This window comes from uncultured Rikenella sp. (assembly GCF_947628055.1).
In the GTDB taxonomy this organism is placed as follows: domain Bacteria; phylum Bacteroidota; class Bacteroidia; order Bacteroidales; family Rikenellaceae; genus Rikenella.
Genome location: NZ_CANQYJ010000071.1, coordinates 1 through 13,018 on the forward strand (window position 1 = coordinate 1; position 13,018 = coordinate 13,018).

Below are 13,018 nucleotides of genomic sequence, written 5' to 3' on the forward strand. Positions count from 1 at the left end.
CCTATGCTGCGGAGAGGGGGATCGACGTGATCCCGGAACTGGACATGCCGGGCCACCTGATGGGGGCGCAGCAGGGCTATCCGTGGATCACCTGCACGGGGGAATCTTCGTGGGGGAAGTCGTTCTCGTCGCCCTTGTGCCCGGGGAAAGATTCCGCCCTGATGTTCGCCAAGAATGTGTACAGCGAGGTGTTCAGCCTGTTCCCGTACGAATATGTCCACTTAGGGGCCGACGAGGTCGAAAAGACCAACTGGAAAGCCTGTCCGGACTGTCAGGCGAGAATAGAAAAATACGGGCTTAAAGATGAAAACGATCTTCAGGCGTGGTTCGTGCACGACATGGAGAATCATTTCAACGCCAACGGCAAGAAGCTGATCGGGTGGGACGAGATCGTCGAGGGCGGACTCTCGCCGACGGCGACGATCACCTGGTGGCGCGACTGGGCGCCGAGGGCTGTGACGACTGCCACGGCGCAGGGCAACGATGTGATCGTCTGTCCGGACTTTCTGCTCTACCTCGATTTCATCGAGCAGGGACGGGACCTCAGGCGGATTTACGAGACCGAACCGACGACTTACCGGGCGGACTGGAATCTGACGCCGGAACAGAAAAAGCATATTCGGGGGGTGCAGGCCAATACGTGGTGCGAACGGATTCCGAGCGAACGGCGGATGCAGTATCAGGTCATGCCGCGGCTGCTGGCTCTGAGCGAGATGGCGTGGGTGCAGCCGGGGGCGAAGGATTGGGAGGATTTCGCACGGCGGTTTGTTGCTCAGGCGGACTATTTCGACCGCCACGGCATCAATTATCGGGTGCCGGACTTGACGGGGTTCAATGACATCAATGTGTTTGTGGACACGGCGGTGGTTACGGTGAACTGTCTCCTGCCGAATATCTCGGTGCGGTATACGACGGACGGCAGTTTCCCGAATGCGGAGTCGACTTTGTATACGGGGCCTCTGACGGTGACTGAGTCGACGGAGTTCATTTTTCGTCCGTTCCGCCCGGATGGTACGGCGGGGGCGATGCAGAGGGCGGAGTATCGCCGGGAGGATTATTCGCCGGCCCAAACGCTGCCGGATCGCAAGCTGGAGAATGGGATTCGGATGATTTATCATGAGTTCAGGGGGCGCGAATGTGCGGGAATTGAGGAGGCGAAGGTGGTGCGGGGCTATACGCTGGATAGTGTGGCGGTGCCTTCCAAGCTGGAGGGCTGGCTGGGCTTGATTTACGAGGGCTATATCGAGGTGCCGCAGGATGGGATTTATACGTTCTCGCTGATGTCGAATGATGGCTCGAGGCTCTATGTGGATGGCGGGCTGTTGATCGATAACGATGGGCCGCACGGGGATGTGCGCCTGACGGCGCAGCGGGCGCTGGCGACGGGTTGGCACAAAGTCCGGGTGGAGTATTTCGATATGAATAATGGGGGTATGTTGTCGCTCCAATGGGCGTCGCCGACTGTCACGGTTCTGAAAACAATGACCGGATTTAAACATTAACCGTTCGTTTATTCTGTACCTCACTGTGAGTGACTGTTCTTTCTTTGAAAAGAAAGAACCAAAGAAACTTTCAGATAGCTGCGCTACTCCTTAGGCTCCGCAGTCCTCTTGCATTGCGTTTGCTTTGGGGTGTGGCAATAGCGGGCTATTGAGTGCTGTACTTTATGCCCGCTATTGCTCACACCCCAAGAAGACGAAGACAAGGGTATCCGGCAGGCTCAAGAGATGCGTAAGCATCTCAAAAAGTTTTTCTGGTTCTCTTTGTTCACAAAGAGAACAGTTCCCTCCCAATAGGGTAGAGGAATAAACGAACCGATAATTTAACAGATATGGCAGTGATACGGTTGACCCGTGAATTTTCGTTCGAGATGGCCCATGCCCTGGAAGGGTACGACGGTTTATGTCGACACATACACGGCCACTCCTACAAACTATTCGTGACCGTCAGCGGCACCCCAAGCACCGACCCCTCGAGTTCGAGATACGGCATGGTCATGGACTTCGGCGACCTCAAGCAGATCGTGAACGAACTCATAGTCGACCGGTACGACCACGCCTTGGTATTGCGGCAGACACCGGAGAACGCCGGTCTGCTCGAACGAGTGCGCGAAAAATGGGAACGCGTGTATTTGGTCGACAGCCAGCCCACCTGCGAACAGATGATCGATCAGTTCGCCCGGCAAATCGCAAGCGCACTGCCAGAAGGAGTTCAGCTCGCCGAGCTGAAACTCTACGAGACCGAAAAATCGCACGCGACATGGCGGGCAGAGGATAATATTCCTTTATAAGCATACTTACAGTACTCACGACCACGATGGAGAAACTATTCCTGATCGACGCCTACGCCTTGATCTTCCGGTTCCACTACGCCTTCATCAACCGCCCCATGCGGAACGCGCAAGGACTGAACACCTCCGCCATCTTCGGATTCACCAAGTTCTTGAACGAAATCATCGCCCGCGAACAGCCCAAGTATCTCGGCGTCGCCTTCGACCCGCCCGGCGGCTCCTTTCGGCGCGAGCTATACCCGCAGTACAAAGCCAACCGGGACGCCACGCCCGAAGATATTATCGCCGCCGTGCCGCATATCAAAGCGATCCTCGAAGCGATGCGCATTCCCGTGCTCGAAGTGCCCGACTACGAAGCCGACGACGTGATCGGCACCCTGTCGCACAAAGCCTCGTGCTGCGGCGAATACGACGTCTACATGGTGACACCCGACAAAGACTACGGGCAGCTCATCAAAGAGCATGTCAGCATGTACAAGCCCGCCAAAGGAGGCGAAGGGATCGACATCGTCGGATTAGACAAAGTGTGCGAAAACTACGGCATTGCCGAGCCGCGGCAAGTGATCGACATCCTCGCCTTGTGGGGAGACGCATCGGACAACATCCCCGGCGTGCCGGGCATAGGCGAGAAAGGGGCCCGGAAATTGGTAGCCGAGTGGGGCGACATCGAAAACATCATCGCCCACGCCGACGCATTGACCCCGAAACTGCGCGCCTCGATATTGGAAAACCAGGAACAGCTGCGGCTTTCCAAAATACTGGCCACGATCAAGTTAGACGTGCCCGTCGAATTCGACCCGGAAGCCTTTCGGATCGAAGAGCCGGACTATGCAGCACTCAGGAGCATCTATATCGAACACGGCTTCAATTTGCTGCTGCGGGATGTGGACAGCCGGCTCTTCCACAGCAGCGCATTGCAGGCCAATACTTTACACTCGCTGAGCGGCGGACAGAAGCCGGGTCGGCCGAAACCCTATTCGCAGCTGGGGGGGCAGATGTCGCTGTTTGACGATGCGCCGCCTCTGACGGTCCCCCCGACCCCGGCCTTAGCCGAGGAAAAAGTGCAGGGCGCCGAGGCCGGATACGAGACATTGAAGACGGTAGAGCATCTCTATCATATCGTTGCGACCGACGACCAGCTGGCAGACTTGGTTTCCTTGCTCGGTCAAACCGAAAAATTCTGCTTCGACACCGAGACCTCGGGCATCGACCCGCTCCGGTCGGAATTAGTGGGGCTATCGTTCGCTCTTGTGCCGCACGAAGCGTGGTGGGTGCCCACGCCGGATGCGGCGCGGCGGGCGCACGTGCTGGCGGCGCTGCGGCCGCTGTTCGAGAACGAACGGATCGGGAAAATCGGCCAGAACATCAAATTCGACCTCTTGGTGCTGCGGCACGCGGCAGGGATCGAAGTGCGGGGCGAGCTTTACGACACCATGATCGTCCACTACCTGCTCGACCCGGAGGCGCGCCACGGGATGGACTTCCTGGCCAAGAGCTTCCTGAATTACGAACCGGTGCCGATCGAGGCGTTGATCGGGCGGGGAGCGAAACAGACCTCCATGGCAGACGCCGATGCCGCACAAGTGGCGGAATATGCGGCCGAAGATGCGGACGTGACCTTGCAGCTTTACCATAAATTGTGGCCGCTGCTCGAAGAGACGCAGCAGACCGGGCTTTACTTGAAAATCGAAGCCCCGCTGATTCCGGTGCTGGCGCGGATGGAGGCGGCGGGGGTTTTCGTGGATCGGGAGATATTGGGCGAATCGGGCGAAGCATTGACGGGCGAGGCGGCGCGGCTCGAGGCCGAGATTCGCGAGATGACGGGGATGCCGGAACTCAACGTCAATTCGGCCAAACAGTTGGGCGACGTTCTTTTCGGGACGCTCCGCATCGATCCGAAACCCAAGAAGACCAAAACCGGGCAGTACCGGACGGACGAGGAGTACCTCCAGTCGCTGTCGGAGAACCATCCGGTGATTGAGAAAATATTGGAATACAGAGGGTTGAAAAAACTCCTCTCGACCTATATCGAGGCCTTGCCGCAACTGATCAATCCGCTGACGGGACGGATACATACGTCGTTCAATCAGGCGGTGACGGCCACCGGCAGGCTCAGTTCGACCAATCCGAACCTCCAGAACATTCCGATCCGCGACGCGGCGGGGCGGGAAATCCGCAAGGCGTTTACGGCGCCGGACTACGAACATGTGATCGTGTCGGCGGACTATTCGCAGGTCGAGCTGCGGATCATGGCCCACTTGTCGGGCGACGCGGCGCTGCAGCAGGCTTTCCGCGACGGCGAGGACATCCACACGGCGACGGCGGCCAAGATTTTCGGCGTGCCGCTCGACGAGGTGACGCGCGAACAGCGGCGGAGAGCCAAAACGGCCAACTTCGGGATCATTTACGGCATTTCGGCGTTCGGGTTAGCCACGCGGCTGCATATTCCGCGGACGGAAGCCAAAGAGCTGATCGACGGGTATTTTACGCACTATCCGGGGGTCAAGGCCTACATGGAGCGGGTGGTGGCCGAGGCGCGCGAGAGGGGGTATGTGGAGACGATTTTCGGGCGGCGCAGATACCTGCGGGATATTCGGTCGGGCAATGCGGTGACGCGTTCGCTGGCGGAGCGGAACGCCATCAACGCGCCGATTCAGGGCAGCGCGGCGGATATTATGAAGATTGCGATGATCGAGGTGGATCGCCGGCTGCGCGAACGGGGGAGCGGGGCGCGGATCGTGCTGCAGGTGCACGACGAATTGGTGTTGGAGGTACCGCAGGAGGAGGTGACGGCGGTCAAGAGGTTGGTGACCGAAACGATGGCGCAGGCGGCGGCGCTGACCGTGCCGCTGTCGGTGGAGGCAGATTCGGGAACCAGCTGGCTGGACGCGCATTGATTCGCTGAAAAGGGGACGGCGTGGCACTTGCCGGCTCTGGCTCTGGCTCCGGGTAAGAAATTCCAATCATTAACCGTATGATTGGGGGTGCGGGCAACTCTTCGTTTCTTTTTTCACAGAAAGAACGATTGTCGCCGGACAGGGCAGCCCCTAATCGAACTAAACTATAGTATGAGAGGCATATACGCCGTTTTGCTGTTGGTGGTTTCCAACTCGTTCATGACTTTGGCCTGGTACGGCCAGCTGCGGTTCCGGTTTTTCCAGGGTCTGCCCCTGTGGGGGATCATCCTGGTGAGCTGGAGTATCGCTCTGCTCGAATACAGTTTTATGATTCCGGCCAACCGGATCGGTTTTGAAGGCACTGGCGGCCCGTTCACCCTCCTGCAGCTCAAAGTCATCCAGGAGGTGGTCACTCTGTTGGTCTTCGCCGTTTTCACCACCCTTTTCTTCAAGACCGAAGCCCTTCGGCTGAACCATCTTGTCGGTGCGGTATTCCTCGTGCTGGCTGTCTATTTTATGTTCAAAAAATAAGGAACCCCGTCGGAAAAGGCTATATTTGCATTCAGAGATCGAATTGATCAATGAATCTGTTATGAAGAATATAGCTACACTCTCGGGCCTTGTTTTATTGCTTGCCGGCTGTTCGGGCAGCGGGGTGACCATCCGCGGCGGCATCGACTGCGGCGGCGCCGGCAAAACCATCGTCGCGGAGCGCGTCGTACCGTCGGGAATCCGCTTCGTCGATTCGGTGAAGACCGACCGCAAAGGCAATTTCAACCTCTTTATCGAGCAGAAACCGGGCGTTCCTGAATTTTATACGCTGCGGATTGCGGATGGAGGCAGCGTGCCTTTGCTGGCGGAGGCTTCCGAAAAAATCGTGGTGCGGATCGCGGACAGTACGGCACGGGAATATACCGTAAACGGCTCCGAAGGGTCGGCTTTGGTGCAGCAGGCTAACGACATCCTGGCTCTCGAAAATCCGATCGTCCGGAAACAGGAGGCGGCCAAGTTCATCAGCGCTCATGCGGGTTCTCTGGCGGCGATCGTGCCGCTTTACCAGACGGCGGGGGACGGGTCTTTCGTCTTTGCGGACGATGCCGCGGATGTAGTCTATTTCGGCATGGTCAGCGACTCGCTCGTCAAACGCTATCCCGACTCGCCGTATGCACAGGCGCTGGCGGCGGATGTGCAGAGTTTCGCCAATGTCGCGGCGGCGGGGCGGCTGGTGGCCGAAAATATGGACAATGAGGTCTCTTTCCCCGACCTCGACCTGCCGGATGTGCTGGGCAATCGTCGGAAGTTATCCGATTTGAAGGGAAAGGTGATTTTGCTGTCGTTCACGGCGACGAATCTGCCGGAACTGAAGATACTGAACCGCGAGTTGGTGGAGATTTACGACCGGCATGCGGCGCAGGGTTTCGAGGTGTATCAGGTGTCTCTCGATCTGAACAAGGCGCAATGGATAGGCAGTGTGGCGGAGCAGCGGCTGCCTTGGATTTCGGTGAACGATCTGCGGGGCGGCGAATCTCCGGCGGTCCGGCTCTACAATGTACAGAAGATTCCGGCGAATTTTCTGATCGACCGGGAAGGGAATATCGTGCGGCGGAATCTGGCTCCGGGGAATATCGAATCGGCCGTAACTGAATTATTGTAAACCGTTCGGTGATATTGGGCGTTTTCCGGAAGACCGGTATTTGTTTTCCGCAGCCGGTGGCTCCGGCCTGACACCGGGAGATTCCGGTCGAATAGGATTCCGCCACTGTGCGGGGCAGCCCGCTTCGCGGAATAACATTTTTTTCTTTGCCGCTCATGCCGCGGGGGCACTTACTTTCTTGGGTGACCAAGAAAGTAAGCAAAGAAGTCACCGGGAATCGGTTTCGCCTTGTCGAAGCCCGCGCCCCCGCACGGGCTTCTCAAGGCAAAACACGGCATTCCCGGGTCTGGTGTCTACCCGTTCTTGGGAATGCTTTCGAGTGCGGAGAAAGACGGCTCGGCTATGATCTCCCGAGACGCCCCGGAGCCACCCCGGCGGAAGACTTAGGCGAAACAAACTCCCCGGATCGAGTGCCCCGCGGCACCGCAGAGGCCGCTACTCGCTGCCTGGCTGTAACTACCCACCCGGGCGCACGAGCCGGATCAGAAAGTTTACCCGGCTAAAACCAAGTTCCAGACTAAGAGACAAATAACTTCGTACCACTTGCGCGACAAAAAGAGATAAAGAGAAATAAAGAGCGACAAAGAGAGACAAAATAATGATACGACCGACCGAAATCGAAGTGATGTGCCCCGTGGGGTCGTGGGAATCGTTGCAAGGCGCTGTGCAGGGCGGGGCCGACTCCGTCTACTTCGGCGTGCAGGGACTTAATATGCGAGCCGGGTCGAGCGTAAACTTCACACTCGACGACCTGGCGCAGATCGTGGCCGTCTGTCGCGAACACCGGATCAAAACCTACCTGACCCTCAACACCGTGCTGTTCGACGACGATATTCCTTACATGCGGCAGGTAGTCGATCGGGCGGCAGCCGAAGGAATCGATGCCGTCATCGTGGCGGATCAGGCCGCGATGAACTATGCGCGGGAACGGGGCGTGGAAGTGCATATCTCGACCCAGCTCAACGTCAGCAATACGGAAGCGGTGGCGTTTTATGCGCATTATGCCGACGTGGTGGTGCTGGCGCGGGAGCTGACGCTCGACAAAGTGCGGCACATCTACGAACAGATCGCCGAGCGAAATATCTGCGGCCCTAAAGGGGAACCGGTGCGGATCGAAATGTTCGCCCACGGGGCGTTGTGCATGGCGACCTCCGGGAAGTGCTACCTGAGCTTGCACGAAGCGTGGAAATCGGCCAACCGCGGCGAGTGCAGACAATTGTGCCGGCGGTCGTACCGGGTGGAGGATGTCGAGACGGGGAGGCAGTTAGTGGTCGAAAACGAACACATCATGTCGCCGAAAGATTTGTGTACGATCGAATTTCTGGATCGGATGATCGAGGCAGGGGTGCGGGTGCTGAAGATCGAGGGTCGGGCGCGGTCGGGCGAGTATGTGCGGCGGGTGTGCGAGTGCTACAAAGCAGGGGTGCGGGCGGTGGCCGAAGGGCATTTCACGCGCGAGCTGGCGGCGGAACTCAAGGAGCGGCTGCGGACGGTCTTCAACCGCGACTTCTGGGACGGGTACTACCTGGGGCAGCGGTTGGGCGAGTGGTCGGAACACTACGGTTCGGCGGCGACGGTCAAAAAAGTGATGGTGGGAAAGGTGACGAACTACTTTGCGCGGATCGGCGTGGCGGAGGTGTCGGTCGAGGCGGTGCCGTTGGGACGGGGCGAGAAACTGCTTTTTTTAGGGGCGACCACCGGGGCATTGGAGTTCACTCCGGACGAGATTCGGGTGGATTTGCAGCCTGTGGAGCGGGCGCCTCAGGGGGTGAAATGCTCGGTCCGTACGCCGGAGAGGGTGCACCGGGGCGACAAGGTGTTCAAGTTGGTTGCGGTGCCGCGAACATAAATATCAATGCGTCGTATCCTGTCCTGTTTTTCGGTCTTCAAGCGGCTGCAGATAGAACACCTCGCGATTATATCCTTTATTGTACTTTCTCATTCATAGAGTTCGCCCTGCGCCGGGGGCTGTGAGGAAATGGCCCGGTTCGTGTGCCGAGCGGCACCGATGTGAACTGAAAAAAGGCCCCGAAAAATGTCGGCACCGATCAGACCAGTCCCAATTTTTGCGAAATCTCCAGCATCCGCCGGATCGACCTTTCAGCCCGCACCCGGGTCTGTTCCGGCACGACGATCTCCGGCGCCATGCGTTCCAGCGCATCCGCCATCTTCCTGAGCGTCACCAACTTCATGAAACTGCAATTGTTGCACCCGCACGTCGAATCCATCGGCGGCGCCGGGATGAACGTCTTTTCCGGCGCCGCTTTGCGCATCTGGTGCAGCACCCCCGGCTCCGTCACCACGATATAGGTATCCGTCGAAGTATCTTGGACGGCGAACTTCAGCAGCCCCGCCGTCGAACCCACATAATCCGACACCAAAACAATAGGCCGCTTGCACTCCGGATGCGTCAGCACCTTCGCCTGCGGGTATTCCTTTTTCAGTTCGAGAATCTTCTCCAGCGAGAACTCCTCATGCACATGGCACGCCCCGTCCCAGATCAGCATATTCTCCCGCCCCGTGATATTCCGGATGTAATTGCCCAGATTCCGATCCGGCCCGAAAATGACCGGCTCGTCCTTAGGCAGCGACTCCACGATCTGCACCGCATTACTGCTCGTACAGACGATGTCGGTCAGCGCCTTGACCTCGGCGGTCGTGTTCACATACGAGATGACCGTATGCCCCGGATGGGCCGCGATGAACGCCGCGAAATCCTCCGCCCGGCACGAATCCGCTAACGAACAGCCCGCCGCCATGTCCGGCATCAGCACCGTTTTCTGCGGCGAAAGAATCTTGGCCGTCTCGCCCATGAAATGCACCCCCGCGAACAGAATGACCTCCGCATCCGTCGTCGCCGCCCGCTGCGACAGCGCCAGGCTGTCCCCCACGAAATCCGCCACATCCTGCACCTCCCCCTCGGTATAGTAATGCGCCAGTATGACCGCGTTGCGTTCGCGCTTGAGCCTCTCGATCTTATCTTTCAGTGCTTCCATAGTATGACAAAGATACGATTTTCCGTCGTACAGGTTTAAAAAATCGCCGTTTACCTTCAGAAAAGCAAACGGCGAAAAACGAGTGGAGATTATACAGTTCCAAACTTATCTCGGCCCGGGGCCTCTTCCGGGGCCTCCCACAGGAGCTCCCCCGCGCGGCCCGCGGCCGCCAAAGACACTGCTGCGGTCTTCGCTGCCGTAATTGCTCTCGGAACGGCCCTTGCGGGTGTCGAACTTATAGGTCAGGCTGATCATGAAGTAACGTTTCAGCACGTTGCTTAAAGTCGTCTGCGTGTAAGTGTTGTTGGTAGTCTGCCAGAAAGAGCGGTTCTGGTTCAGCAGGTCGTAACCCGAAATCCGTACCTCCGCCTGCTTGTATTTCAGGAATTTGTAGCCGATCCCCGCGTTCAGCAGCGCGTAGTGCTGCGAATAGGAAGCCTGCGTCCCGAACGAATTGCGCCACGTGGCGTCGGCGTTGATGAACAGGCCTTTCCACAGGAAAATGTTGAGGAATCCCGCTAAGTCGCTGCCCACATAGCGGTCGAACGTGCGGTTCATCTGCTGGGTGGTTTTGTCCTTCTCCTGGCTGGTGGTGAAGTTCAGCGACGGGCGGTAAGCCACCGTGAAGTCCACGTTTTCCGAGATATTGCTCGTCAGCGAGAGGTTCAGCCCCATCCGGTTGCTGTGCGAGGTATATCGGGTGTTGTCCTCCATGGACGGCGTCCGGCCGAACTGGTAGCGGAACCCGATGTTCATGTTGCTGCGCAGGGGGTTGATCCGGAAGCTGTAAATGCCGAACAGGTTCGCGCTCACGTAACCGTTCAGATTGACCGGTGAGGAGACCTGCGCCCCCTTTACGATGGTGGTTCCTTTGATCTCCTCGTCCTCGGTCAGGAACCGCCGGTGGGTGGCGATGTAGTCCTGCGTTAGCATAGCGAATGCGAAGAGGTGAAAGTTGGTCGATTTTTCCGGATTGGCGATGTTGTACATCAGCTGGAGCCGATCCGTATAACTCTGCTTCAGATTCGGGTTCCCGTAGTAAACTTGCAGCGGGTTGCTGATGTCCAGCACATCCTGCAGCTGGTTGACACTGGGCGTGGAGGTGCTGCGGCGGTATTCGACGTTCAGGCTCTGCATCTTGGTCGGTTTCCATTCAAACCGCAGCCGCGGCAGCCAGGCGTCGAAATTGTACCTGTTTTCCATCGTCCGGGGATAGGTTTCGTCGTCGTTCAGCGTCGAGTACTGGTAGCGGATCGAGGCGTTGAGGGTCATTTTGTCTTTTTTCACCCAGTTGTAGCCCACGCTTGCCGACTGCCGGGTCTGGTTGCGGTTGAAGAGGTTCGAGGTCACCGGGTCGAGCTCCAGGATCTTGTTCAGCAGCGGATCCCAGTCGTAGCTCAGGATCCGGGAGTCGGTCTTGTCGTAGCTGATGCGGTAGCTGAATTGCAGGCGCGAGGATCGCGACAGCGGTTCGGCATAGCTCACGCGCCCCGAGACGTCGAATCCCGGTGTGCCGAGGGTGCCGATCTGGTTCAGCGTGCTGTAGGACAGGTCGCCGGTGGCTTTGGTGTACAGATCGACCAACGAAGTCTCGCTGCCGCTGTCGTCGCCGGCCGTTTCGGCGAGCGAACCGTACCGCGACTGCTGCGTGCGGTCGCCCCATCCGTTGCTGCCGCCCACCGAACCGCCTACCGACAGGGTACGCCCCGCTTTCCCGAAACGGTGCATCCACCACAGGTTGGCCGATGCGTCGTAGGTCCCCAGCTTGGTCGTATAACGGTTCACGGCTGTGTTGTTGAGCGCGGCGTTCATCCAGGTGGTGGTCATATTGGCCCGGTCGCCGTGGTTGGTCGCGTAGGTCACGCGCGGCATGAAGAAAATGCGGTTGGTCTCGTTCGGGTTCCATTCGATGCGCAGGTTGGCCCGGTGCTGGTAGTTGTAGCCTTGCGTGGCGGTGGTGTCGTAATATTCGCGGTTGCCTTCGGTGGTGTAGTGCTGTCCGATGGCGCGCCAGATGTCGGCATTGACGTTGTTGAAGAAGTAGCTTCCGCCGATCTTCACTTTCTTGAATTCGCCCTGGTAATTGAGACCGGCCATGGTGGTGGTCTGGATACCGCCGCGCACGCTGGTGGTGAACTGGCTGGCGTCGATGCCTCCGCCCATACCGCCGCGTCGGCCGGTCATGGAGCTGGCGATGTCGTTCAGGGTGAAGCCTTGGTTGTTGACGTTGTTGCGCGAGGCGAGGATCGTCCAGCGCTGGTCGGTGTTGAAGATATTGGCTGCGGCGCCCACCGAGTAGCGGTCGTCGGTGCCGTACCCGGCGTATATTTTACCGAAGGTGCTGGTGCTCACGCCGCTCTTGGTCACGATGTTGATCGCTTTGATGCGGTCGCCGTCGTCGAAGCCGGAGAATTTCGATTCGTCGCTCTTGTCGTCGAAGATCTGCATGCTTTCGACCACGTCGGCGGGCAGTGTCTTGAGCGCCACGGCAGGGTCGTCGGCGAAGTATTCCTTGCCGTCCACGTAGACTTTGCCGACGGTCTGCCCATGCACTTCGACGGCTCCGTTATCGTCGGTGGTGACGCCGGGCATTTTCTTGAGCAGGTCTTCGCTGGAGGCGTCGGGATTGGTTTTGAAGGCGGCGGCATTGTATTGCAGCGTATCGCCTTTCATAGTGGCCATAGGGGCTTTGGCGGTCACTTGGACTTCCTGGGTCACCTGTGCCTCCGGCGACAGCCGGATGGTGCCCAGATCGACGGTGCCGGCCGACGAGGGCTCGATTGCTTTGTAATAGTTCTTATATCCTATGAATGAAACGGTTACATTGATGTTTTTTTCGCGGCTGACAACCGAAAAGGCGCCGTCGGCATCGGTGAGGTTAGTGCGTTTGGCGGCGTCGGGCTCAGAAGCGTTGATGATGACGTAGGCGCCGGCGATGGGCTGGCTGTCGTCTGCGCCGACGACTTTCCCTTTCAGGGTGACGGGGGCCGCCTGTGCGGCGGCGGTGAGCATTAGCAGCAGGGCGAGCGTTCCTAAAACTCGTTTCATGTTATGTATCGTTGATTTGTATTTCATCTTTAAATCGTAGGTTTTATTGTACACCTGGTTTGAGGGAACTGTTCTCTTTGTGAACAAAGAGAACCAGAAAAACTTTTTGAGATGCTAACGCATCTCTTGAGCC

The 13,018-nt window shown here is 58.2% G+C and carries 8 protein-coding genes; 6 read left to right on the forward strand and 2 right to left on the reverse strand.

The window, feature by feature from the left end:
• The 6 genes from Q0Z93_RS07300 to Q0Z93_RS07325 form a co-directional block, all read left to right on the forward strand.
• Nucleotides 1-1,502: family 20 glycosylhydrolase (locus tag Q0Z93_RS07300; protein ID WP_298064238.1), on the forward strand; the 1,502-nt coding region annotated here is incomplete at its 5' end.
• Nucleotides 1,503-1,831: 329 nt separating this feature from the next.
• Nucleotides 1,832-2,290, forward strand: a complete 459-nt coding sequence (locus Q0Z93_RS07305) for a 6-carboxytetrahydropterin synthase (RefSeq protein ID WP_298064239.1) — start codon at nt 1,832-1,834, stop codon at nt 2,288-2,290.
• 26 nt (nt 2,291-2,316) lie between these two features.
• Nucleotides 2,317-5,187 (forward strand): DNA polymerase I, encoded by a 2,871-nt coding sequence (gene polA, locus Q0Z93_RS07310; protein WP_298064240.1) that lies wholly within the window; start codon nt 2,317-2,319, stop codon nt 5,185-5,187.
• Between the two features lie 171 nt (nt 5,188-5,358).
• Complete coding sequence (locus Q0Z93_RS07315) at nt 5,359-5,718, forward strand: DMT family protein (RefSeq protein ID WP_298064241.1); 360 nt, start codon at nt 5,359-5,361, stop codon at nt 5,716-5,718.
• A 61-nt stretch (nt 5,719-5,779) separates the two neighbouring features.
• Entirely contained in the window at nt 5,780-6,841 is a 1,062-nt protein-coding gene (locus Q0Z93_RS07320; protein WP_298064243.1) for a TlpA disulfide reductase family protein, read from the forward strand.
• A 598-nt stretch (nt 6,842-7,439) separates the two neighbouring features.
• Entirely contained in the window at nt 7,440-8,690 is a 1,251-nt protein-coding gene (locus Q0Z93_RS07325; RefSeq protein WP_298064244.1) for a peptidase U32 family protein, read from the forward strand.
• A 199-nt stretch (nt 8,691-8,889) separates the two neighbouring features.
• Here Q0Z93_RS07325 and nadA read toward each other — a convergent pair whose 3' ends face one another.
• Nucleotides 8,890-9,837, reverse strand: coding sequence for a quinolinate synthase NadA (nadA, locus tag Q0Z93_RS07330; protein WP_298064245.1), 948 nt, complete (start codon nt 9,835-9,837; stop codon nt 8,890-8,892).
• Between the two features lie 105 nt (nt 9,838-9,942).
• Nucleotides 9,943-12,885, reverse strand: a complete 2,943-nt coding sequence (locus Q0Z93_RS07335) for an outer membrane beta-barrel protein (protein WP_298064246.1) — start codon at nt 12,883-12,885, stop codon at nt 9,943-9,945.
• Nucleotides 12,886-13,018 lie beyond the last annotated feature (133 nt).